Source organism: Serratia sp. CY82433, from assembly GCF_052166535.1.
In the GTDB taxonomy this organism is placed as follows: domain Bacteria; phylum Pseudomonadota; class Gammaproteobacteria; order Enterobacterales; family Enterobacteriaceae; genus Serratia; species Serratia sarumanii.
This window is the reverse complement of sequence record NZ_JBJNOR010000001.1, coordinates 1,541,649-1,565,163: the sequence shown is the minus strand read 5'-3', so window position 1 is coordinate 1,565,163 and position 23,515 is coordinate 1,541,649. Positions and strand designations below refer to the sequence as shown.

23 protein-coding genes are annotated in these 23,515 nt (G+C 58.5%); 12 read left to right on the top strand and 11 right to left on the bottom strand.

The annotated features are described in order from the left end of the window. Positions 1–7 precede the first annotated feature (7 nt). Genes ACJ8PI_RS07775 through ACJ8PI_RS07765 form a run of 3 tightly spaced genes read right to left on the bottom strand, consistent with a single transcriptional unit; the run spans position 8 to position 2,325 of the window. Positions 8–937: a flavin reductase family protein gene (locus ACJ8PI_RS07775; RefSeq protein ID WP_049212324.1), complete on the bottom strand. Its 930-nt coding sequence runs from the start codon at positions 935–937 to the stop codon at positions 8–10. Next, positions 924–1,751, bottom strand: a complete 828-nt coding sequence (locus ACJ8PI_RS07770) for an alpha/beta fold hydrolase (RefSeq protein WP_048321561.1) — start codon at positions 1,749–1,751, stop codon at positions 924–926. Before ACJ8PI_RS07770 ends, ACJ8PI_RS07775 begins: the two co-directional genes overlap by 14 nt. Beyond that, the gene (locus tag ACJ8PI_RS07765; protein ID WP_049235069.1) at positions 1,723–2,325 is read right to left on the bottom strand and encodes an amino acid synthesis family protein; all 603 of its coding nucleotides are present in this window, start codon (positions 2,323–2,325) and stop codon (positions 1,723–1,725) included. The genes ACJ8PI_RS07770 and ACJ8PI_RS07765 overlap by 29 nt, the downstream gene beginning before the upstream one ends. 338 nt (positions 2,326–2,663) lie before the next feature. Here ACJ8PI_RS07765 and ACJ8PI_RS07760 point away from each other — a divergent pair, with 338 nt between their 5' ends. Continuing rightward, the gene (locus ACJ8PI_RS07760) at positions 2,664–3,458 is read left to right on the top strand and encodes a GntR family transcriptional regulator (protein ID WP_233788965.1); all 795 of its coding nucleotides are present in this window, start codon (positions 2,664–2,666) and stop codon (positions 3,456–3,458) included. Between the two features lies 1 nt (position 3,459). After that, entirely contained in the window at positions 3,460–3,756 is a 297-nt protein-coding gene (locus tag ACJ8PI_RS07755; RefSeq protein ID WP_049212328.1) for a DUF1330 domain-containing protein, read from the top strand. Positions 3,757–3,841: 85 nt separating this feature from the next. On the opposite strand, the gene ACJ8PI_RS07750 is transcribed toward ACJ8PI_RS07755, so the two are convergent. Together ACJ8PI_RS07750 and ACJ8PI_RS07745 are read right to left on the bottom strand one after the other, a co-directional pair. Then, positions 3,842–4,156: an AprI/Inh family metalloprotease inhibitor gene (locus ACJ8PI_RS07750; RefSeq protein ID WP_033648294.1), complete on the bottom strand. Its 315-nt coding sequence runs from the start codon at positions 4,154–4,156 to the stop codon at positions 3,842–3,844. 98 nt (positions 4,157–4,254) lie between these two features. Then, a complete protein-coding gene (locus ACJ8PI_RS07745) occupies positions 4,255–5,694 on the bottom strand; it encodes a serralysin family metalloprotease (RefSeq protein WP_033648293.1) in 1,440 nt (479 codons plus the stop codon). A 933-nt stretch (positions 5,695–6,627) separates the two neighbouring features. Here ACJ8PI_RS07745 and ACJ8PI_RS07740 point away from each other — a divergent pair. Continuing rightward, on the top strand, positions 6,628–8,721 hold the full coding sequence (locus tag ACJ8PI_RS07740) for a putative bifunctional diguanylate cyclase/phosphodiesterase (protein ID WP_060452654.1): 2,094 nt from the start codon (positions 6,628–6,630) through the stop codon (positions 8,719–8,721). Here ACJ8PI_RS07740 and ACJ8PI_RS07735 read toward each other — a convergent pair. Continuing rightward, positions 8,718–9,914 carry an MFS transporter gene (locus ACJ8PI_RS07735; RefSeq protein WP_060438665.1) on the bottom strand — a complete coding sequence of 399 codons (1,197 nt, stop codon included), beginning with the start codon at positions 9,912–9,914 and terminating at the stop codon, positions 8,718–8,720. The two genes, ACJ8PI_RS07740 and ACJ8PI_RS07735, sit on opposite strands and share 4 nt — an antisense overlap. 149 nt (positions 9,915–10,063) lie before the next feature. On the opposite strand from ACJ8PI_RS07735, the gene ACJ8PI_RS07730 reads away from it, so the two are divergent. Continuing rightward, the gene (locus ACJ8PI_RS07730; RefSeq protein WP_164134236.1) at positions 10,064–10,981 is read left to right on the top strand and encodes an ABC transporter substrate-binding protein; all 918 of its coding nucleotides are present in this window, start codon (positions 10,064–10,066) and stop codon (positions 10,979–10,981) included. Positions 10,982–11,034: 53 nt separating this feature from the next. Here the strand turns inward: ACJ8PI_RS07730 and ACJ8PI_RS07725 are convergent, their stop codons facing one another. Then, positions 11,035–12,798, bottom strand: a complete 1,764-nt coding sequence (locus ACJ8PI_RS07725; protein WP_049212336.1) for a sigma-54-dependent Fis family transcriptional regulator — start codon at positions 12,796–12,798, stop codon at positions 11,035–11,037. A gap of 275 nt (positions 12,799–13,073) precedes the next feature. Between ACJ8PI_RS07725 and exaC the strand changes: the two genes are divergently transcribed. Continuing rightward, positions 13,074–14,594, top strand: a complete 1,521-nt coding sequence (gene exaC, locus ACJ8PI_RS07720; protein ID WP_033648288.1) for an acetaldehyde dehydrogenase ExaC — start codon at positions 13,074–13,076, stop codon at positions 14,592–14,594. Positions 14,595–14,654: 60 nt separating this feature from the next. Here the strand turns inward: exaC and adhP are convergent, their stop codons facing one another. The 3 genes from adhP to ACJ8PI_RS07705 form a co-directional block, all read right to left on the bottom strand. Continuing rightward, the gene (adhP, locus tag ACJ8PI_RS07715; protein WP_033634519.1) at positions 14,655–15,671 is read right to left on the bottom strand and encodes an alcohol dehydrogenase AdhP; all 1,017 of its coding nucleotides are present in this window, start codon (positions 15,669–15,671) and stop codon (positions 14,655–14,657) included. 203 nt (positions 15,672–15,874) lie between these two features. Further along, positions 15,875–17,164 (bottom strand): bifunctional sulfur transferase/dioxygenase Blh, encoded by a 1,290-nt coding sequence (blh, locus tag ACJ8PI_RS07710; protein WP_074025913.1) that lies wholly within the window; start codon positions 17,162–17,164, stop codon positions 15,875–15,877. Positions 17,165–17,181: 17 nt separating this feature from the next. Next, positions 17,182–17,967, bottom strand: coding sequence for a sulfite exporter TauE/SafE family protein (locus tag ACJ8PI_RS07705; protein ID WP_077791463.1), 786 nt, complete (start codon positions 17,965–17,967; stop codon positions 17,182–17,184). A 191-nt stretch (positions 17,968–18,158) separates the two neighbouring features. Between ACJ8PI_RS07705 and ACJ8PI_RS07700 the strand changes: the two genes are divergently transcribed. Further along, positions 18,159–19,397 (top strand): NAD(P)/FAD-dependent oxidoreductase, encoded by a 1,239-nt coding sequence (locus tag ACJ8PI_RS07700; RefSeq protein WP_060421014.1) that lies wholly within the window; start codon positions 18,159–18,161, stop codon positions 19,395–19,397. A 126-nt stretch (positions 19,398–19,523) separates the two neighbouring features. Beyond that, positions 19,524–19,817 carry a SelT/SelW/SelH family protein gene (locus tag ACJ8PI_RS07695; RefSeq protein ID WP_164134237.1) on the top strand — a complete coding sequence of 98 codons (294 nt, stop codon included), beginning with the start codon at positions 19,524–19,526 and terminating at the stop codon, positions 19,815–19,817. 22 nt (positions 19,818–19,839) lie between these two features. Here ACJ8PI_RS07695 and ACJ8PI_RS07690 read toward each other — a convergent pair whose 3' ends face one another. Next, positions 19,840–20,502, bottom strand: coding sequence for a CPBP family intramembrane glutamic endopeptidase (locus ACJ8PI_RS07690; protein ID WP_164134238.1), 663 nt, complete (start codon positions 20,500–20,502; stop codon positions 19,840–19,842). A 215-nt stretch (positions 20,503–20,717) separates the two neighbouring features. Between ACJ8PI_RS07690 and ACJ8PI_RS07685 the strand changes: the two genes are divergently transcribed. The 5 genes from ACJ8PI_RS07685 to ACJ8PI_RS07665 all read left to right on the top strand — a co-directional run bounded on the left by ACJ8PI_RS07685 (position 20,718) and on the right by ACJ8PI_RS07665 (position 23,496). Next, positions 20,718–21,212 (top strand): TIGR00645 family protein, encoded by a 495-nt coding sequence (locus ACJ8PI_RS07685; RefSeq protein WP_033655048.1) that lies wholly within the window; start codon positions 20,718–20,720, stop codon positions 21,210–21,212. A 188-nt stretch (positions 21,213–21,400) separates the two neighbouring features. Then, positions 21,401–21,856 carry a 3-hydroxyacyl-ACP dehydratase FabZ gene (gene fabZ / locus ACJ8PI_RS07680; protein ID WP_033648284.1) on the top strand — a complete coding sequence of 152 codons (456 nt, stop codon included), beginning with the start codon at positions 21,401–21,403 and terminating at the stop codon, positions 21,854–21,856. 30 nt (positions 21,857–21,886) lie between these two features. After that, entirely contained in the window at positions 21,887–22,675 is a 789-nt protein-coding gene (locus ACJ8PI_RS07675; protein WP_049212341.1) for a spermidine synthase, read from the top strand. A gap of 80 nt (positions 22,676–22,755) precedes the next feature. Further along, entirely contained in the window at positions 22,756–22,950 is a 195-nt protein-coding gene (locus ACJ8PI_RS07670) for a ribbon-helix-helix protein, CopG family (protein ID WP_004928567.1), read from the top strand. A gap of 144 nt (positions 22,951–23,094) precedes the next feature. Beyond that, positions 23,095–23,496, top strand: a complete 402-nt coding sequence (locus tag ACJ8PI_RS07665; protein WP_033634513.1) for a VOC family protein — start codon at positions 23,095–23,097, stop codon at positions 23,494–23,496. The last annotated feature ends 19 nt before the right edge of the window (positions 23,497–23,515 follow it).

Below are 23,515 nucleotides of genomic sequence, written 5' to 3'. Positions count from 1 at the left end.
TTCAGCCTTAACCGGCGAATTGCTTGATGGCACCGCTGTGCTCATCGCCATAATAGATACCGTAATTGCCCACGGCGTTTTCTTTGACGAACCGGCCCAGCATCGATCGCAGCGCCGGATCCTTGATCGGCAGCCGCGCCAGCGTCGGCATGTCGAACCATTCCGCCGCGCTCAGCTGCGGCGTCAGGCTGCCGGCGTCGGTCGGCAGCGCGCACAGGAAAACGATGTGTTGCTGGTGCTTTTGGCGGTCGTCATAGACGGAATAGACGAAGCCCGGATGGGCATTAATGCCCAGCTGCTGCAGTAAATCTCCCAACGTTTCGCTGACGCTGCGTTTCTCCACCGCGCTGGACGGCAGTTGATAGCCGCCGTCATTTTGCCGCACCATCACGGCGTGCCCTTCAAACTCGATCAACGCGCTTACCACCACCTGCGGCCCGCCAATCAGCGACTGCGCGTTTTGATAAGGCGTGAAATAAGCGCCGCGGTAATACCCCAGACCGGCGGTGGCGTTGGACTCGAACCCTTCGACCTGGCCGATCAGAATGGCATGGTCGCCAGCGTCCACCACCTGATGCAGCGAGCAGTCGAACCACGCCGAACTGTTATCGATCAGCGGCACCCGTGACGCGCTCCAGCGCCAATCGATCAGCGCAAAGCGGTCTTCGTTCTTTTGCGCAAAAATGGTTGAAGCCTCTTTTTGCTGTTCCGCCAGAATATTGATGGCGAAATGGCTGCACTGGGTAAAATGCGCCAGATTCGCCGAACGTTTATCGATGCTCACCAACAGCAGCGCCGGATCCAGCGACACCGACGAAAACGAATTGGCGGTGAAGCCAATCGGCCGCCCCTGCTTGTCTACCGAGGTCACAATGGTGACGCCGGTCATAAAGGCGCCGAAAGCGTCGCGCAACTGCCTGCGTTTATCCGCGTCCATTTGCTGCTCCTAAAGTCAAAGGTTGCTCTGAGGTCAGAAAATCAAGCATCAGCGCGTTGACGCGTTGCGCATCGGTCAGACTGACCATGTGTTTGGCGTTCTCAATGATTACCGCGCGCCCGTTCGGTGCGGCCTGCGCCATTTGCCGCGCCATCTCCGGGCTGGAATTGGCGTCGTGCTCGCCGGTCAGCACCAACACCGGGCAGCGGATAAGGTGCCAACGCGGGGCATACACCCGATCGCCGGTAGCAAACGCCTGATAGGCGCGGGCATAACCCGCTACGTCCACCTGTTGCAACCAGCCGCCCACCTGCCGGCGCAGACCCTGTTCGGCGGGATCGGCGCCAAACCACCGGCTCAGCGGCGAGTCGAGCTGCGTCTGGCCGCTGGCCAACGCGCTGGCGCGTTGCGCGACCGCGGCGCTGGCCTTTGCTGAGCGCTGAAACACGCCGCTCATCACCACCGCACGATTGACCCGCTCCGGATAATCGATCGCCAGACCGGCGGTGATCAACGCCCCCATCGAGTGCCCCGCCACCGCCGCGCTCGGCGCGCCCAGGGTGTTTAAGAAGGCCGCCATCCAACGCACGTAATCCTCCAGCGTCGCGGCGTGGGCGAAGCCTTCGCTTTCTCCGTGGCCCGGCATATCGACGGCGATGACCCGAAAGTGCGCGCTGAGCGCATCGAGCTGGGGATACCAGGCCTCCGCGTTCATGCCTACGCCGTGGATCAATACCAGCGGCTCGCCACGCCCGGCCTCCAAATACCCCACCCGCAGAGCGGGTTCAGACAGCTGCCGGATTGTTCTGATCATGGCCCAGCTCTTTCAGATCCAGATAACGATTGCCGATGCGGTGGTGCGGCCGCCCCCCCAGCGCCGCGCCCAGTGCGATGACGATTTCATCGTCGCAGGGCGCGTCGTTGATGTTGAACTGAAATGTCAGGTAGTGCTCACGGCTGCCTTCGTCGTTTTTCCCCATCATCGGGATCAGGATCGGCGCGTTGGCCGGCCCGCGGGTATTGTTGAACGCCAGATAGCTCTTGCCGTTGACCGCCGAACGGTAGTGGTTGCCGAAATGCAGCGTGTGGATCAGCGCCGAGGCATGTTCCAACTCGCCGCCCAGCCCCACCACCGCGCTTTTGCCGAAGGCTTCCACCCGCTCGCCGGAGCCGGCTTCTTTGAGGATCAAACCGGTCAGCAACTCGCCCAGCACCGGCGCCATTTCTCGAATCTTTGGCGCCAGATCCTCGACAAAGCCTTGCCCGGCCCAGGGGTTTTTGATCACCGCCGCCGCCGCGATCATCACCAGCGGTTTGCCCGCCGATTTGCCGCCGTCGGCGTAGAGGGTTTCTGTGGAAACCAGGGTCTTGCGGATGTCTTGATGCATAAGGGACCTCGAAAAGTAAATCAAATGTTAATCAGATGTCGCGAGTCGAGGGTATAGCATCGGGCAGATTGGTATGTCAAAATTTGGTATACCATAATACGGTATTCTTATTTTCACTTGGGGCGGTAGAGCAAATTTGAAAATAACAGCGGTTAATCAATGCATTAGTAAATTTGCGTGGGCTTTGGCAGGGAGTGAAACACCGGCCACGACCTCGTCCGCTCAGCACCCTGTGCCCGTGCCGCAGCCGTTGAGCCAGCGGCTATCGGCACCGAAAAGCGTTTTTTTTAGGCTATCTTTCGATTTTGTGAGCTGCGGCAACATTCACCGTTTTGGCGATGCGGCGCGAAATCGGCCGCCGTTGCTTTGCAGGTTGGAAAGATGTTAATAGTACCGTGCAAACGGAAATACGCGTCGTTATCCGGATTAATGATGATCCACAAAAAATAGAGACAATTATGGTTCAGGCGTCATTGAAGATTGAGAATGCACCGGTCACCTTGCGCGAATTGGCATTGGCGAAAATTAGGCAGGCGATTATCTCAGGGTATTTTCAGGCCGGCGATCGTTTGGTGGAACGCAGCCTGTGCGAGGAGCTGGGCGTCAGCCGCAGCGTGGTGCGCGAGGTGATCCGTTATCTCGAAGCGGAGGGGCTCATTGAAACGCTCGGCAAGAAAGGGCCGATTGTCGCTATTCTGACCTGGGAAATTGCCGAGCAGATTTATACTATTCGCCTGCTGCTTGAACAGGATGCCGCTCACGACTGCGCCTTGAAAGCCGGGCCGGAAGATAAAAAGAAACTGCATGAAAAATTAATTGCGATTAATCAGGCGTCGGCCGGGCAGGACGATATTCAGCGCGTTGAAGCCTCGCAGGCCTTTTATGAAACCATTTTCCAAGTGGCCCATCACGCCATCGCCTGGGAAATCGTTCAACGCCTGAACAGCCGCATCAGCCGCCTGCGCGCCCTGACCCTGAAAACCCCGGAGCGCCAGCTGGCCGGCTTCGAGCGCATGACGCGCATTTATCACGCCATCGAACAAAACAATCCGACGCAGGCCAGGCAAGAAGTCATCGAGCACCTGACCGAGGCCGCCGCGCTGGCCAAGCGCATTCTGCAACAGGAATCCTGAGATGCCCGCTTACTGGATTGCCCATGTTACCGTGAAAGATCCGCAGCAATATCAGCATTACATGGATTTGGCGCCCCAGGCGTTTCGCCAGTTCAACGCCCGTTTTCTCGCCCGCGGCGAACAGGCGCAAACGCTGGAAGGCCCATCGTTTGTGAAACATGTGCTGATCGAATTCGACGACTACGCCACCGCGTTGGCTTGCTACCATTCGCCGGCCTATCAGTTGGCGAAACAACAGCGGCGCCACGTGGCGGAAGCCATGATTACCATCGTCGACGGCTTGCCGCCCGCCCATTAAAAAGCCCCCGCCGTTACGCGGAGGCTGGGTGATGTGGGGCGTGATAACCGCGTTCAGAAGCGCCGGGTCAGGCCGGCGTTTTCCGCTAGTTATTTCTCTTCAGGATCTTCCCAGTTTCAGCCCAGATCTGGCTGCGATAATGATCGTCTTCCTGAGAGAAGAAAAGTACGGTCAGCCCATCCTTGTCCAACAGCGCAATGCCATCGGGAGCAGGACGCCACGCCACAGGCTCTTGCGGCAAGACGTCGGGCGTGCAATCAGATAAAAATTTCAGGCTATAGCCGCCGGCCGATTCCACACTCTCCGCGTTGAGCTGCACAACACAAGACTTTGATTTATCACTGACCGTCCACTGCCCGGATAGCGTTTCGGCGGAAGGTAACACCAGACTGCTTGCCATAGAGGCTCCTGAAAACAAGAAAATTATTCCGACAAGAATAAATTTGCACATAGCTGGCCCATGCGAAACGGTGGGCATCATCGCCCACCGTTGCCGTTTTACACGATAAAGTCAACAGCGACGTCGGCCTGCCCGACGATGTGCACCAGGAAGTCTGGATTTGCACCGCCATGGATATTGAAGGCCAATTCACTCAGATTGCTCTGGGTATCATAGGATACCAGCGCCTCACCGGCCTGCCCGCTGAAATGATCGACAAACTGAATGAAATCACTGCCTTTAGCGCCCTGGTTGAAGAAGGACAGATCGATCTTGTCCTTGCCTGACTCAAAGTCCCAAATGGTATCAGGAGCCCGAACAGGCGAGTCATTCACATCAGAGAAGACAAAAATGTCGTTGCCTTGCCCTCCCCATAATTGATCCTGGCCCGCTCCACCGTAAATGACATCGTTGCCGGCGCCGCCTTTGAGCGTATTGTCTGCGTGATTCCCAACAATGACGTCATTACCTGAGCCCCCTATCGCGTTTTCGATGGTGACGCCAGCGGCGATGGAAACATTCCCTTTTAATCCCCCGACGTCGGAGAAAGCGCCTTCGTTCAAGTTGATACGTTGATTTTGGCTATACCCCGAGAAATCAAGGGTATCATTACCGCCTGCATCCCAAACAGACATCACCAGTTTGTCGTGGCTGTCGTTGAGCGTATAGAAGTCTCGGCCTGTATTTGAATTAAACCCGTAAACGGTGTCGCCGGTTCGGGTGGTCATATTGGCGCCGTAAAGATGCTGGATGGCCGCGATATCATCAACCAGCGGCGCAGCGGCATAGTAATGGCCATGATCCGCGTTGGTAATGGATTCATTCCAGTAACTCATTACGCTAAACTGCCGGGTATCTTCGGCGTAAACTGCCTTGGTATAATTTGGGCTGCCTTGCCCCGCATTATAAGTGCCCGGGTGATCTAACCCGAGAGTATGGCCAACTTCATGGGTAATGGTTAAGCGGCCGTAATTACCTAGCTCAGGATGCAAATTTTCGGAGTGATTCTTAATGTTGTACCAACTTTGCCCATCAGAATTGAACCCCCTGTAATCATTGCCATTATATGAGAACGGTTTCAAAGCATACGCTTGTCCTGTCCCCTCATAATTGCCAAAGGTAATATTGGAGGGTTGGCCTGCGGCAACTTCGACAAATTTGATGTTGGCAACATCGGCCCAGGATTGCAAAGACAGCTTCGCCTGTTCTTGTTGCTGTTGCGTGAACGCGCTCAGCCCCGTATCACGTTCCGGGGAGCGGTGGCCCAGGTTCAGTTCGTTATAATCCCAATCCGGGAAGGAATAGGTCACCGTCGCCTCTTTTCCCGTGACGTGCACGCCATTCCAGGTTTTATCGCCGCGCGCGATCTGCAACCCCGCCTGATTTATGTCATAAGACGGTTTGTTATTTATCGTCAGACCATTTCCGCGCTCATGGTAGTGAATAAGATCGTTAACGCTGTCCCAACCCGTTTCGTTTCCATTCATGGTATTACCCATAACTTTCTCCACAAAGTAGCTAGTATTGCTATGACATCCGAAATGTCCCTTGGGGATAATCAAGATCCTGAGAATAGCGATCACCCGATACGCCCCACTCTTTTTGCCTATCCCTTTACAATTGACTTTTAACTACCCGATGCCTCCTTACCCATGATTGAGAACTGATGCAACTGCGTGAGATCGCGATATGTCCGTGCAAAATGCACGGAAATAATAGGCGCATTGATCCGGCAAGGGTTTGATTCCAGAGTTTGCGCGTTGAGGCTAAGTTGAGATGCCGCTCAAAGGGGCGGATGACAACGGCCGTTCGATACCTTGTCTCGTTGCCAGAGACCACAGCAGACGTGGTCTCGTGTTGTGACCGTTGCCGGTTATCCGAACCGTTACCCGAAGAAAATTACGTGAATGCATTTGCGCCACCATCCAGTTTTGCTAATGATTATCATTCGCGAGGCTATCTCACACGTAAGCAAAGTGTCAACAGATGAAACAAAACATTTCTTGATTTGCATCATGATTTTTTCGCTAAGCCCCAGTGAACGGGCGATGACGGGCGTTGCAGAGTGCATAAAATGGCGTTTATCACCGTCTGGACTGGGGTTTTTGTCAGTGTTACCGCATAGAGCAGGCAGAATACCGTTCGGAAGTACATCATGGCGACTGAACATTTGGCCACAGAGAAACATCAGGAATGATTAATTTTCACGGCAATAACGCGGCGTGGTCCGATTACTTATTTTTCGCTGCAATATAAGGGATGCTTATAAATAACAGGAGTATTCCTAATGCGTTCACGCGGGATGTATTCCATGCTGGCGGGCCGATTTTTAGCCGCGCCCGCTGGCTATTCCCATTTTAATTGGCAAGACTATATTGAAAGAAGCTCTGCCCTAGAGCGAGAATATGGGTAATTTTCCGAGGAAATATCGCATGACCCTGTTGCCCAAGCAGAGCAATAACAAAAATCCGATTGATCTCTATGGCGAAATCGTAGACGACTTGCCCGGCCTGATTTGCTTCGGCAACCGCCTTGGCGGTTACTTCAATAAACAGTGGCGCGACTATACCGGCGCCATCGCCGGTGAACACGGCGCCGCCGACTGGCTCGATGCCCTGCACCCCGACGATCGCGAGCGGCTGGCCGCGCAATGGCGCCAGGCGATCGTGGCCCTTTCCTCGTTCGCCGGCGAAGCCCGCCTGTGCGATCGCAGCGGCGCCTACCGTTGGTTTATGCTGGCGTTCAACGCCCGGCAGGACGGCATGGCGCTGGAGCTCAGCTGGTACCTCACGGCGACCGACATCCATCCGCAAATGCTGCAGCGCCAGCAAAACGTTCAGGCGCTCTCTATCCAGCAAGACATGCTGGACGCCAGCGTCGACTGCATCAAAGTGATCAATCACGACGGCACGCTGCGCCACATGAACCGCTCCGGCAGCCTGGCCCTTGGCCTTGATCCGGCGCAAAAAGAGTTTGGCATGCCCTGGCTGGGGCTGCTGTCGCCCGAGATCCGGCGCCGCGGCAGTAAGGCGCTGCGCAGCGTCAGAGCCGGAAAGAATGCGCGCTTCACCGGATTGAGCGTGACGCCGCAGGGTAAAAAACAGCACTGGGACAACATTCTCACGCCGGTCAGCGACGAACACGGCGCCGTGGCCGAGATCTTGTGCGTCTCGCGCGACGTGACTTCACAGCGCGTGATGGAACAACGTCTGTTGCTCGCCAGCGAATATGACGAATTGACCGGCCTGCCCAACCGGCGCCTCTTCAAGAAAAAGCTGAAGCAAGAGATGAAGCGCGCTCTGCACGGCAACAAGTCCCTCGGGCTGATGCTGTTGGATCTTGACCACTTCAAGCTGGTGAACGACACGCTGGGCCACGCGGCGGGCGATCATCTGCTGCGGATCTTGGGTAAAAGACTCAGCGCCTGCATGAATGCGCACTCGTTTGTCTCCCGCCTCGGCGGCGACGAGTTCGCAGTGGTGATCAGCGACGTCGAAAACGAGCAGGATATTTTCCGCATCGCCAACAAGTTTCTGCTGCAGCTGGAGACGCCGATCACCCACGGCGGCAAGACGCTGCATTGCGGCATGAGCCTCGGCGGCGCCATCTATCCCAAAGACGCGCGCGACGCTTCAGAGCTGATGAAATGCGCCGATACCGCGCTGTATGAGCTGAAAGACGGCGGCCGCGGCGGCGTCTATATGTTCGACCGCAAAATGATGGACAAGGCGCGCGCCCGCGCCAGCCAGCTCAACTACGCGCGCCAGATCGTGCGCGACAACTGCATCCGTCCCAGCTACCAGCCGAAGGTCTGCCTGACCGACGGCAGCATCGTCGGCTTTGAAGCGCTGCTGCGCTGGCACTGCCCGATCAACGGCGTGCAGCTGCCGGCAACGGTAAGCGAGGCGTTCAACGACTACGAGCTGGCGACCAAGATCAGCGAGGCCATGCAGCTGAAGGTCTTCGCCGATATCGCCCGCTGGCGCGCGGCCGGCGTGGCGGTGCGGCCCATCTCGCTGAACGTGTCGCCGATCGAGTTTTTACGCGACAACTACGCCGAAACCTTCCTGCAGCGCCTGCTGAAGTTCCACATTCCCCACCCTCTGATCGAACTGGAAGTGACCGAACACGCGTTCAACAAGCACGGCTCGAAGTACGTGCTGCGCGCGCTGCAAATGCTCAAGGAGATGGGCATCCGCATCGCGCTGGACGATTTCGGCACCGGCCACTCCTCCTTCAGCCATATCATGGATTACCCGCTGGACTGCATTAAGCTGGACTGCGACTTCGTTCAACGGATGAATACCGAACCGGCGATCCTGGCGATCGTGGAAAGCATCGGCATCCTCGGCCAAAAACTGTCGATCGATATCATCGCCGAGGGCGTGGAAACCGAGCAGCAGCGGCAAACGCTCTGCGAAGCCGGTTTCCATATCGGCCAGGGTTATTTGTTCAGCCGGGCTGTGGAATCCCAGCGGGTGCCCGAGCTGCTGCAGGCGATGCCGCAACTTGTCGACGGCCGTTAAGCGCCCCGCCGTTCGCCGAACGGCGCCAGCTGCATGCCGACCAGCGTCACCACGCAGATGAACGCCCCGGCGTAGAAGGTGGAGGCGGAACCGAACAGCTCCCACAGGATTCCGGCTCCGAGACTCGCCAGCAGCAGCGCCACGCCGCTGATCAGATTGAACATGCCGAACGCGGTGCCGCGCAGGTGCGCCGGCGCGGTATGCGCCACCATCGCCGCCAACAGTCCCTGCGTCATGCCCATGTGCACGCCCCACAGCGCCACGCCAAACAGCACCCCACCCCAATGATCGCTCAGCGCCAACACCACATCGGCGGCGATCAGCACCAGCAGCCCGGCTTTCAGCAATCCTTCATGGCTCATGCGATCGGACAGTTTACCGAACGGATAGGCCGAGCAGGCGTAGACCAGATTCATGGCGACCATCACCAGCGGGATCAACGCCAGCGGCGTGCCGCCCTGCTGCGCCTTCAGCACCAGGAACGCTTCGCTGAAGCGCGCCAGCGTGAAGACGGCGCCGATGCCCACCACCCACCAATAGCCGCGCCCCAGCAGCCGCAGATTGGCGCGGGTGATCGGGTTGGTGCGCTTGTGGGTTATCGCGGCGGCCGGCTCTTTCAGGCCGAAAAACAGCAGCGCAATCGCCAGCGCCGCCGGGATCGCCGCCACCCAAAAGATGGCGCGAAAATCGTTGTGCCACAGCAGCATCAGGCCGACGGCCAGCAGCGGCCCTAAAAAGGCACCGACGGTATCCAGCGACTGGCGCAGCCCGAAGGCCGCACCGCGAATCTCCGGCGGCGTCACGTCGGCCACCAGGGCATCGCGCGGCGCCCCGCGGATGCCTTTGCCCACGCGATCCAGCAGGCGCGCGCTCATCACCATGCCGGACGACGACGCGATGGCGAAAAACGGTTTGCTGATGGCGCCCAACCCGTAGCCCAGCAGCGCCAAACCTTTGCGCTTGCCGAGGTAATCGCTCAGCACGCCGGAGAACACCTTGACGATCAATGCCGTCGCCTCCGCCAGCCCTTCGATCAGCCCGATGACGATGACGCTGGCGCCGAGCGTCGCCGCCATAAACAGCGGCAGCAGGCTGTGGATCATTTCCGAGGAGACGTCCATCAGCAGGCTCACCCCACCCAACACCCACACGCCGCGCGGTATGCGGCCCAACGTAGCGAAACGCGACAGCATGGTTCATCCTCGAGAGATTCAGCGCCACCGGCGGCGCTTCATGACATTTCCAAGATTGGATAGTTGATTTTGTTCGTTCACAGATCTGCCGCCTTTAGAGATAGTGCAACGACCTTGTGACACCCATAATAATGAAGGTAATTAACATAATGATATATAGCAAAAAGATGATTGTGATGGCGGCGCTGCTGAGCTTTTCCGCCGCGGCCGCGCCAGGGGTGGATCTCGTCGCCAACGAAACGCCGATCCACACGGTGAAGAGCGCCGAAGCCGTGGCCAAAATCCCCGCCGATTTCAAGTTCGTGGAGCCCGGCACGCTGACGGTGGCCATTTCCCTGCTGGGCAGCGGCCCGCCGTTCGGCCTGTACGCCCGCGACAATAAAACGGTGATCGGCAGCGAGGCGGACATCGCGCGCCTGGTGGCCGACGGCTTGGGATTGAAACTCAAGCTGGTGCCCACCTCGTGGGAAGACTGGCCGCTGGGGGTGGCCTCCGGCAAATATGACGCCGCAGTTTACAACATCACCGTGACCAACGAACGCAAGACCAAATTCGATTTCGCCACCTATCGCCAGGATACGCTGGGTTTCTACGTCAAATCCGACAGTAAAATCACCCAGATCAACACCGCGCCGGATATCGCCGGCAAGAAGATCATCGTCGATTCCGGTACCAATCAGGAAGCGGTGCTGCTGGCCTGGGACAAGGAGAACCGCGCCAAGGGGCTGGCGCCGCTGCAGCCAGTGTACGTCACCGACAAGGCCGCCTCCACGCTGGCCATTCAGTCCGGCCGCGCCGACGCCACCTTCGGCCCCAACGTCTCCGGCGCTTATCAGGCGCGGCTGACCGGCAAAACCCGGCTGGTAGGCATCGTGCCCGGCGGCTGGCCGAAGACCGCCAACATCGCCGTCACGCTGAAGAAAGGCAATGGCCTGGTGGATTCGGTGCAGGCATCGCTCAACAGCGCCATCGCCAACGGCAGCTATCTGCAGGTGCTGGATCGCTGGGCGGAGAGCGACGAGAAGATCGCCCATTCGGAGATTAACCCGCCGGGGCTGGGGGATTGAGAGAGCAACAGGCTCCGCGCAGCGGAGCCTTATCGCCGCTCAATCGAGAAGTGTCATTCCGCCGCCGCTTTCTGCCTTCCCAGCTTGCGGTACAGCGTGCTGCGCGAAACGCCGAGCGCCTTGGCCGCCAGGCTGAGGTTACCGCCCGCCCTGTCGATTGCCGCCTGCAACGCCTCCAGGCCGGTATCGGCGTTCTCTTGGTGCGGCGCCAGCACCGCGATGGACTGCGGCAGATCGTCCAGAGTGAGCACCGCATGATCGTCCGCCAGCGCCAGCAGCACCTTGAGCGTACTCAACAGCTGCCGCACGTTGCCGGGCCACGGGTAGCGCGCCAGCATCGCCAACGCTTCCGGCAGCAGGCGAATGTCGCGCCGCTCACCGCCCAGCTCTCGCCACAGCTGCATAATAAAGGCCTCCAGCTGCACCCGCTCTCGGAGCGGCGGAATGCGCAGGCTGTATTCCTGTATGCGGTACAGCAAATCCTCGCGAAACGCCCCCGCCTCAACCTGCCGATGCAGATCGTGGTGCGTGGCGCAGACCAGCGCAAAATCGACCGGATAAGCGCTGCGGCTGCCGAGCGGCGTGACCGTTTTTTCCTGTAACACCCGCAGCAGCCGCGTTTGCAGGCCCGCCGGCATGTCGCCGATTTCATCGAGGAACAGCACGCCGCCGTCCGCCTCGCGGATCTTGCCGATATAGCCTTTCGGGTTGGCGCCGGTAAACGCCCCCGGCGCATAGCCGAACAGCTCGGATTCGATCAGCGGCTCGGGCAGCGCCGCGCAGTTGATCGCCACGAAGTTGCCGTTGCGCCAGCGGCTCTCTTGAAACAGGCGTCGGCTGAAGTGCTCTTTACCGCAGCCGGTTTCGCCGGTCACGCACAGCGAAAGGCCGGCGTTGAGGATCCGCAGCGCTTTCTGATGCTGCTCGTCATGCCATTCCGCCGGCGGCGTGGAACGCAGGGCGCTGACGCGGCGCTGCGGCGCCTCGAGCAGAGAATAATAGTGCCGTTGATTGCCGGCCAGCGTCTGACGCGGCGCGCCGGAGGGCTGTCGCAACAGATCGGGGAACAGCTGGGCGAACTCGACGGAGCCGAATGCGGCCGGCGAGAGCTGAAACTCCATCATCGCCAGCCGATTGGCGGCGACCAGCACTTCGTCGTGAAACACCAGCAGCAGCTCCTGCGCGCTGCCCAGACGACCGGCATCGGCGTGCAGGCGCAGCGTCCAGTGACGATCGGCGATCGCGCTTCTGACCCAGCGGTGTTCGATATGCCGCACCGCCTGCATGATCAGGCGCTGCGCATCGCGGTACGGCCGCTGCGCGGGGGCGGAGAGATCCAGTATGCCGGCAATGCGGCCATCCGGCCGATAGATCGGCGCGGCGGTGCAGTTCAACCCGGCGTTTTGGTTGAGGAAATGCTGGCCGCCGCGCACTTCGCAGAACGCGCCCAGCGCCAGCGCGGTGCCGATGGCGTTGGTGCCCCGCTCCGCTTCTCCCCACTGGTTGCCCGGCGCCAGCGCAAAGCGCGACGCCTTGTGCAAAAAGTCGGTATTGCCGCGGGTTTCCAGCACCAGCCCGTCGGCGTCGGCGATCACCACAATGGCGGGCTGGCGCGTAATTTGCGCGCCCAGCTGCTCGATCAGCGGCTGTACCCGTTGCGGTACCCAGTCGTTGCGGCTGCGCAGCTCTTCGAGCAGTCCGGCTTTGATAAACGGGATATGGCGATCGGCGCGCGTCAGGCCGTAACCCCGGCTGCGCTGCCAGGATTCCGCCAGCGGACTGGCGCCCTCGGTGGGCAAGCGGTCGTCAGGCAACATGCGTTTCTCCCCCGTTTGCGAGTGTTGCAAATATGTATCACAGATGTGCATCAAGCGTTGCGACACGGGACACAAAAAAACACCGACGGCGGCGGAATCGCCCGATTCGCCAAGTCATATCATTTTTTAACACGCTAATAAATAATCCCTTTTTATCATCACCCTCGTCTTTCGTTAATCTGGCACGCGCCGTGCTTCTCTGTGCTGCGGCGGCATGCCGCATTCACAGGCGCAGCCCAATAGCGCTGATTTTCATCTGCAGAGAGGTGCTTAACATGAAATATGTCCACCCCGGTTTGCCTGGCTCGCTGGTTTCGTTCCGCAAACGCTATGGCAACTACATTGGCGGCAAATTCGTCGAACCGGTATCCGGCAACTACTTCACCAACACCTCGCCGGTGACCGGCCAGCCGATCGCCGAATTCCCGCGTTCCGACGCCAAGGACATCGAGCTGGCGCTCGACGCGGCGCACGCGGCGGCGGACGCCTGGGGCAAAACCAGCGTGCAAGCGCGTTCCAACGTGCTGTTGGCGATCGCCGATCGCATCGAATCGCGGCTGGAAATGCTGGCGCTGACCGAAACCTGGGACAACGGCAAACCGATCCGCGAAACCCTGAATGCCGATCTGCCGCTGGCGGTCGACCATTTCCGTTACTTCGCCGGCTGCCTGCGCGCGCAGGAAGGCACCGCGGCGGAGATCGACCAGAACACCGTGGCCTACCATATCTATGAACCGCTGGGCGTAGTCGGCCAGATCATCCCGTGGAACTTCCCGCTGCTGATGGCCGCCTGGAAACTGGCGCCGGCGCTGGCGGGCGGTAACTGCGTGGTGCTGAAACCGGCGGAACAGACCCCGCTCGGCATCAGCGTGCTGATGGAAGAGATCGGCGATCTGCTGCCGCCGGGCGTGCTCAACGTGGTGCAAGGCTTCGGCGCCGAGGCCGGCGAAGCGCTGGCTCGCAGCAAACGCATCGAGAAGATCGCGTTCACCGGCTCCACGCCGATCGGCCGCCACATCCTCGCCTGCGCGGCGGAAAACATCATCCCCAGCACCGTCGAGCTGGGCGGTAAATCGCCCAACATCTATTTCGCCGACATCATGCAGGCGGAGCCGGAGTTCATCGACAAGGCGGTTGAGGGGCTGGTGCTCGGTTTCTTCAACCAGGGGGAGGTCTGCACCTGCCCTTCACGCGCGCTGATTGAAGAATCTATCTATCCGCAGTTTATGGAGAAAGTGCTGGCGCGCATCGCCACCATCCGCCAGGGCGATCCCTTCGACACCGACACCATGCTCGGCGCGCAGGCGTCGCAAGAACAGTACGATAAGATCCTGTCCTACATCGACATCGCCAAGAATGAGGGCGGCAACATCCTCGCCGGCGGCAAACGCACGCAGCATGGAGATGAATTGCAAAACGGTTTCTACCTGCAGCCGACGTTGATTACCGGCAACAACAGCATGCGCTTCTTCCGCGAGGAGATCTTCGGGCCGGTGATCGGCGTCACCACCTTTAAAGACGAAGCCGAAGCGCTGGCGCTGGCCAACGACACCGAGTTCGGGCTGGGCGCCGGGCTGTGGACCCGTGACATCAACCGCGCCTATCGCATGGGCCGCGCGATCAAGGCCGGGCGCGTGTGGACCAACTGTTACCACCTGTATCCGGCGCACGCCGCGTTCGGCGGCTACAAGAACTCCGGCATCGGGCGCGAGACCCACAAGGCGGCGCTGTCGCACTATCAACAGGTGAAAAACCTGCTGGTCAGCTACGACGCCAAACCGCTGGGCCTGTTCTGAGCCGGGCGTAACAACCAGAAGGCCACCCGCAGGTGGCCTTCCTTTTTAGTTTAGCAACGGTTACTTCGCCATGCCGAGATCGATTACCATGCGACCGCGAATGGTGCCCGCCTTCATCTCGTCGAAGATGGCGTTGATATCGCCCAGCGGCCGCTTGGTCACTTTCGGCGTCACTTTGCCTTCGGCGGCGAACTGGAACGCCTCTTTCAGATCTTCGCGCGTACCCACCAGCGAACCCACCACCTGAATGCCGTCCAGCACCAGGCGCGGAATGCTCAGATCCATGCTCTCCGGCGGCAACCCCACCGCCACCACTTTACCGCCGGCGCGCACCGCATTGACCGCCGAGTTGAAGGCCGCTTTCGCCACAGCCGTCACCACCGCCGCGTGAGCGCCGCCGGTTTGCTGCTGAATGATCTCCTCGGCGTTTTGCGTTTTGGAATTGATGGCCAGATCGGCGCCGATCTGTTTGGCGAACTCCAACTGGCCGTCGTTGACGTCGATGGCGATCACCTTGGCGTTAAACACGTTCTTGGCGTACTGCAGCGCCAGGTTGCCCAGCCCGCCCAGGCCATAGATGGCGATCCACTGCCCCGGCTTGATATCGGAAATTTTCACCGCCTTGTAGGTGGTGACGCCGGCGCAGGTGATGCTGCTGGCGGCGAAAGAATCGAGCCCGTCCGGCACTTTCACCGCGTAGTCCGCCACCACGATGCACTCTTCCGCCATGCCGCCGTCAACGCTGTAGCCGGCGTTTTTCACCGAACGGCACAGGGTTTCGTTGCCGCTGACGCAGTATTCGCAATGGCCGCAACCCTGGTAAAACCAGGCGACGCTGGCGCGGTCACCCACTTTTAGCGAGGTGACGCCCTCACCGACGGCGGAGACCACGCCGATGCCCTCATGCCCCAACGTAATGCCCGGCACCTCGCCGAAATCGCCGTTTTTCACGTGCAAATCGGTGTGGCACACCCCGCAACACTCCATTTTCAACGCCGCTTCGCCGTGCTTCAGCGGGCGCAACACTTTATCCTGAATGTCTACGGTATGGTTTTTCGTCACTACGGCAGCTTTCATGGTGTTTTCCTTAGCAGAGTGGGAAGTACAGTTGTTAATGTAGTGACTGTATTCGGTGAGGGCAAGCACCGCATGATTTGTGTAAAAACAAATAATTAAATATGAACCAGCATGATTATTTCATAAAAAACAATTAACAGACGGCGCGATCTCATTCGCATTGATCGCAGCGGCGGCGAACGATCGCGCACCTCTGGCTTGATTCAGCGCTTAAATCGATTCACGGGAATTTTCAGGTAGCGTTGCCCATCGTCTTCGCAGTCAGGCAACACGCCACCGCGAATATTGACCTGCAGCGCCATCAGCATGAGTTCCGGGTGCGGCAGCGTGGCGTCCCGCTGCTTTCTTTGCGCAATAAAGCGGGATTTATCCATGTTGACCACCCAGGGATTGTTCTCGCGCTGCTCTCTCACGGTGCTTTCCCAGCGGGCCTCACGCCCCGCCGGGCGGTAATCATGGCCGGTAAACAGGCGGGTATCCGCCGGCAGGCTCAAGATCCGCTGCAATGACTCCCACAAGGCTTCCGCATTGCCGCCAGGAAAATCGGCCCTTGCGGTACCGCTGTCCGGCATGAAGAACGTATCGTGGATAAACGCCGCATCCGCAATGTAATAAGTGACGGACGCCAGCGTGTGCCCGGGAGACAGCAGGACTTCAGCGCGCAGGTTGCCGATAAAAAAGACGTCGCCGTCCGCGAACAGCGCATCCCAGACGGTATTGGCCGCAGGCAGGTCTTTTAAATTATAGATCTCTTCCCACAGCCCCTGAACGGCGGTAATTTTTTCACCGATGCCGGTGAAGGCGCCGGTTTTCTGCGCCAGCCAGGTGGCGGCCGAAAAATGATCGGCGTGCGGGTGCGTATCCAGCACCCAGGCCACTCCCCACCCCCGTTGATGGATAAAATTCAGGATATCGTTGGCCTGTTGATGTGAGACCGTGCCCGATCGGCGGTCAAAATCCAGCACCGGGTCGATAATCGCACAGCGGCGCGCCTCGGGATCGGCAACCACATACTGCAGGCTGCCGCTTTCCGGCTCATAAAACGCGTGAACTTCCGCCGTGGCCCGCACGGACCGATGCTTGCCGTACCAGCTGAGCGCCTTATCGGCGTCCGCGCCGTATTCGTCGCATTGGCGGCGAAACTGCGCTTCATCTATCTGACCTTCGCGCAACGCATACAGCAGGGAAAGGCAGGCAGAGCGAGCCCCGCTTCTGCAGTGCGCCAGGGTTTTCTTGCCTTGCCGCAACAGAAACTGGAAGGTGTAAACGGTCTCCCAGGTCAGCGTATCGAACGTATAAGGGAGATAGACGTAGCGCATCCCCCCTTGTTCAGCCAACGCTTTCTCTTGCTGATGGTCAAGATACTCCCCCGGCTCCTCATCCGGCCGATTGTTGACGATAAGGCGGTAGCCCTGTTGAGACAGCGCCTTGAAATCACTCGCTTCGGGCGCGCCCGAAAAGGAGAGCTGAGGGTGGTAAGTGCGGATGCGCATGTTTTTTTCCTTCCGTTTCATAGGCTTTTAAATAACATATACAGGGCCAGCGCCAGGAGCATGAGGGCATAGAGCACGTTGATAATGCCCTCGCGTTTTTTCAGGCGCTCGGCGAGCGCCACCCCCACCACGCCCCCCAGAACGCCGCCGACGATGAGCCAACACGTAATGGCGAGCGACACCTTTCCGGACATGGCGTAGCTGGCGCTGGTCGATAGCCCCATGGCCGCCACGACCACCAGTGAGGTTGCCACCGCCTCAACCATCGAGAAGCGAAAAAACCAGACCAGCGCCGGCACAACCAAAAATCCGCCGCCAATGCCCAGAAAGCCCGCCAGCCCGCCCAGCGCGAGAACGCTGGGCCATACGATGGCGGGATGAACGGCAGAATGGGAGGACGGCAAGGGGTTGCCGGCAAGGGGATTTCTTTTCAGCGTCAATCCGGCGACCACCAGCATCAACAGGGAGAAAGGCAGGGTTATGTAGTGTCCGTCCGTGATTTTTCCCATCTGAGAGCCGGCCAGAGCCCCCATGACGGCGAGCAGCGAAACGACAAGCCCGGTCTGCCACCTGACGTTGCCTTTGGAGGCGTGCGCGGCGAGGTTGATCAGCGCGTTAATGGCCACAGACATGGCGCTGGTCCCTATAATCAAATGCGTATCCGGCACTTTCACCATATACAGCAATAATGGCACGCAGACGATTGAGCCGCCGCCGCCGGTCAGGGCCAGGAGAAATCCCACAATTCCCCCGGTGACCACTAACAGCATCACGATATAAAAACTGAAATGGAAAAAATCCACTGCGTTAATCCCTTAATGATGCTCATTCCATTTATTAACGATCAGTTCACCGGCAATGTCAAATAACTTATTTCGATTTGTTATTACATATAGCTAAATGGAATATGTGATTTTTTATATAACCACAAGTTCTATGAATTCGCTTTTAATCTGGGCGACAACCCCCTACTTTCTTATGAAAGGAGGCCTGCATGAAACCAGAAAAAATAAACCCCCAGAAAAGCGTCGTTATTATTGGCGGCGGCTCATCCGGAATAGGTATCGCGGCAAGCATAAGGAAGCGAGTTAAAGACATCGATATAACGATAGTGGAGCCTAACGATTGTCATTATTATCAACCGGCATGGACTCTGGTGGGTGGCGGGCTCTTTGATATCACGAAAACACGGCGCTCCATGCATGCCGTTCTGCCCTCAGGCACCGCATGGATACAGGATAGCGTGGTCAGGGTTGAGCCCAGTCAAAAATACATCGAGACCCGCCAGGGGCGGAAAATAAACTATGACTTTCTTATTGTTGCATGCGGACTGATTTTACGCTGGGATAAAATAGAGGGCCTTGAAGAAACCCTGGGATTAAACGGCGTCACCTCTAATTATCGTTTTGATCTTGCCGAATATACCTGGCAACTGGTCCGCGAAATGAAAGGCGGCCAGGCGATATTTTCTCAGCCACCGCTCCCCATCAAGTGCGCCGGCGCACCGCAAAAAGCCTTGTATCTGTCATGCGATTACTGGCGTCGCCAAGGCATCCTGAATAATATTAACGTCAATTTCTGCCTTGCGGGCGCGGCGGTTTTCGGCATTCCGCAATTTGTTCCCCCGCTGACCGAGTATTTGGAAAAATACCGAGCACAGGTCAATTTCAATCATCATTTGATCCGCGTTGATGGCGAGAAGCGGCAAGCGACATTTGCCGTAGAGACAAATGAAGAAGGAAAACGCGAGTTAACTCTGCCCTTCGATATGCTCCACGTGGTGCCGCCCCAATCGGCCCCGGCGTTTATTTCGCAAAGCGGCCTCGCTGATGGTGCCGGCTGGTGCGATGTGGATAAATCGACGCTGCAGCATAAGCATTGGCCGGATATTTTTGCGGTAGGCGACTGTTGCTCGACGCCAAATGCCAAAACCCTGGCGGCAGCCCGCAAGCAGGTGGTGGTGGTGGCTGAAAACGTCGCGGCGCTGATTCAGGGCGCGCCTCTCACTGCCCATTATGATGGTTATGGTTCCTGTCCATTGACGGTTGAGAAAGGTAAAGTTGTGCTGGCGGAGTTTGGCTATGACGGTAAATTGCTGCCCACGTTTCCGCTGCTCGACGCCACCCAGCCCAGCCGTCTGGCCTGGTGGCTGAAAGCCTGGTTTTTACCCCGATTTTATTGGGCGGGCATGCTGCGTGGGGTTGAATGGTTTGCCGGCAGCAAGCGGCCGTGACGCGCGCTCGGTCCCCCTCTCGTTCCTGCCGCTGCAGACGCTTGACTATTTGGCGAGACGAGGCCACCATCGTTTGCAGGTTCCTCAGGCTGATTGCAAGCCGTTACCACTATCGGTCGATCATCGATGAAAAATGCCCCCGCCGTTACGATCCACTACTGTTCACAATGCAACTGGCTGCTGCGCGCCGGCTGGATGGCGCAAGAGCTGCTGAACACCTTCGGCGACGATCTCGCCTCCGTCACCCTGATGCCGGGCACCGGCGGGGTCTATCAAATCAGCGTCGATGGCGTAGTGATTTGGGATCGCAAGATTGACGGCGGTTTCCCCGATGCGGCGCAGTTAAAGCAACGGCTGCGCGATCACAGCTTCCCCGATCGCTCTCTCGGCCACAGCGACGGTAAAAAAGCCCGGCACTGAAAATCGGGCGGTAAGCACGGCTTCAGCTTAACGCATAGCTGGCCGCCATCACGACGCCGTTCATGGTCATATGCAGCCCGATGGGCAAATAGATCCCTTTGGATCTCACTCGGGCGGCCGTCAACACCAGCGAGATGAGCAACAGGGCTGCCAATGTGCGCCAATCGGTGTACTGGGTATGCAAAACGGCAAAGATGACAGACACCGTTAACGCGACCCAAAGCACCTTATCGTTAAACCAATACATCAGCGCGTTAAACAGACAGCCGCGAAATACGATCTCTTCATAGATGGGGACCACGAAAACCAACAAAGCGGCATTGAGCGCCAAAATCTCGCCAGGCAATGCCACCTGCTCCGTCACCCAGGTTTCCGTTTTCTCCACGCCCATCAAACGCGGGAAAATAAACTGAATCACCAACAGCGCGAACAGCAGCAGTGCAAAATCGCTGCGTTTAACCTCGCCTTTGCCCAATCCTTCTCTGCGGCGGAAAAAGAGCAGGTATAACGAAAAGATAGCGATGAACTCCATTCCATACAGCAGCGGCAGCAATAGCCCTTGTCGCATCAAGACGGCTCTGTTCTCAAGGAGCAGCGGAATAAACGTAATCAGGAACATCAGCAAAAACATGGAAAAGCAGCCGTTGACGGCTCGCGTTCTCGCGATAAACGCATTGTCGACCATATAACCATCCTTAGTTTTGAGCAGCCCTTGACGAAACAGTAGCAAGGTAAGATTTCGCGGCAGTTTATCCCCATGCGTTCTCATTGTCATGAACCCGTTTACAGCGAGCGTCCATTCGCAAATTTCTCCAAGCCATTGGCAACCAGTTGATTTCGCCCGGGCCACCTGCGTTATACTGAGCGCTCTTTTGGCCACGCATTTGACACAATTTTATGATGGAACGTTTGCTAGAAAACGCGATGTACGCCTCCCGCTGGTTGCTCGCGCCGGTTTATTTCGGCCTTTCACTGGCTCTGATCGCCCTGTCGATCAAATTTTTTCAGGAAATCCTGCACGTCCTGCCCAACATCTTTTCTGTCGCCGAAGCCGATCTGATCCTGACCCTGCTGTCGCTGGTCGACATGGCGCTGGTGGGCGGGCTGTTGGTGATGGTGATGTTCTCCGGTTATGAAAACTTCGTCTCGCAGTTGGATATCACCGAAGGGAAAGAAAAGCTGAGCTGGCTGGGCAAAATGGATGCCACCTCGCTGAAAAACAAAGTTGCTGCGTCTATCGTCGCCATCTCCTCCATTCACCTGCTGCGGGTGTTTATGGACGCCAAGAACGTGCCGGACAACAAGCTGATGTGGTATGTGATCATCCACCTTACCTTTGTGCTGTCCGCCTTCGTGATGGGCTACCTGGATAAAGTGACCCGCTCCAAGCACTAAACGCGCTGCCACACCCGATCGCCAGGATCGGGTGCCTCCCTCTCGCTCCTCTCTTCGCCTGTTTCTGCGCCGTCGTTTTTTTCATCTGGCACATATGATGATAATTTTATTATAATGTTATTACACTCATCATGGACTGAACGCCGGCCCTCGCACCGGTTTCGCCGCAGACAGGATCACGCTCTCTCATGCCATTGACTGGTCACCCCCTGCAATTCAACGATATTCAGGCGATTTTGCCTCATCGTTATCCCTGCCTGCTGGTCGATCGCGTGCTGCCCGCCGGCACCTGCATTGCCGAAGGGCGGCTGAGCGCCATCAAGAACATCACCGCCAATGAGCCGACGTTCTGGAACGGCCACGCGCACTTCGCCGGATTTCCCGGCGTGCTGTTGGTGGAAGCGCTGGCGCAAAGCACTGGTCTGCTGGCCCACTACTATCTCGGGGCGCTGAATGAGGGGGAGCATTACTATTTCGCCGCCATTCAGCGCGCGCGGTTTTATCGCGCCGCCCGCCCCGGGGACCAGGTGCTGATGGAGGTCGCTTTTGTTCGTCGGCGCGGGGCGATCGCCCGCTTTACCGGCCGCGCCAGCATCGATGGCCGGCGCATTTGCACCGCCGATTTCATGTGCGCCCGTAAATAGGCCGCTTGCCAAAGGAGCCCTGCGAATACCATGTCTCTGGTTGACAGCTTACTCAGAACCCTCGATTTCTCTCCGCGCGGCCAGGTGATCGCTCGCGAAGCCGACGCCTGGGGCGAAATCATCGTTTCCGATCACAAGGACTACCGCACGCTGCGGTTTGACGGCATCTGCGAACAGAGCAAGATGAGCCTCAGCAACCCCACGCAGCCGATCCACAACTACATCAAAGCGATGCTGATGGCGGTAGCCTGGCAACCGCCGGCCTCGGCGTTGATTTTGGGGTTGGGCGGCGGCAGTCTGCTGCGCGCGTTGCACGCGCTCGATCCGGCCATGCGCCTCGACGTCGTCGAGCTGCGCGCTGCGGTGATCGCCGTCGCGCGCCGCTATTTTACGCTGCCGGCCACCGACACCATCAGCCTGCGCACCGCCGACGCCATGGACTTCGTGCGCCCGCCCGTCGAGACGCGCTACGATCTGATCTTCTCCGATCTCTATTCGGCGTTCGCCATGGATCCGCAGCAAGGCACCCAGACCTTCCTGGAAAACTGCGCCGCGCGGCTGAACGACGGGGGCTGGCTGGTGCTCAATTACCACGATCTGCCTGACGAAAACAGCCTGCTGTACCACAGCCTGCAGCGAATATTCGGCACCGTACTGTTTTGCGTCGCCCCCAGCGGCAACGTGATCATTTACGCCACGCCGGCCCAGGTGACGCTGCCGCTGAGCGCGCTGCGCAGCCTGGCCGCCGGCAGCGGCGAGCTGTTCAACTGCGAACTCGGCTACCTGTCACGCAAAATAGAGCGGTTGCATTTCCGCTAAAGACGGGCGGCGACGCGGTCTGGCTGGCCGCTTCGCCCACATGGTATTATCATTCAGTTATCATTCTCTGGAGGATCCTGATGGAAAAGAAAACGGCGCGGCTAACGGTGCTGATTGACCCGGACAAGAAGAAAGCCCTGGAGGAACTGTGCCTGCAACAGGACGTCACCCCTTCCCAGGTGGTGCGCCAGCTGATCCGCGATTATCTGCACAAGCATCAGGTGGACTATCCCAGCCAACCGACTCACGCCAATCCTCGCGTCGAAAGCAATTGAGCGGCGGCCTGCCCCGCACACCGTGAAGCGCGCTTTGCCCCTGCGCGCGTCTCTAATCCGAATCCTCCGTTACGGTCTGTCCATTCGGCAATATCGCTGCTACTGTTTTATGCGTTCATACTCTCTCTTCGGAAAGGAAGCGCCATGTTCAGCCATATTACCGTCGGCGTCAGCGATCTGGACGCCGCCGCCGCCTTCTACGACGCCATCCTATTGCCGCTGGGGTTACAGCGGCGGGAAGTGACGCCGGACGGCGGCCCCGCCGCCCGCTGCTGGGTGATGCCGGGCCAAACGCTGCCGCGTTTCTATGCTTACCAACCCTTCGACGGGCAACCCGCCAGCGCCGGCAACGGCAGCATGCTGGCGTTTCTCGCCGCCGATGAGCTGGAGGTCAAACGCGCTTACGCCGCCGGCCTGCTGGCGGGCGGCAGCGGTGAAGGCGAGCCCGGCGAACGCGCGCATTACGGCAAGGGCTATTTCGGCGCTTACCTGCGCGACCCCGACGGCAACAAGGTCCATGTGGTGTACCGGGGCGATCTCGCCTGATGAAATGTTCGGTTCATAT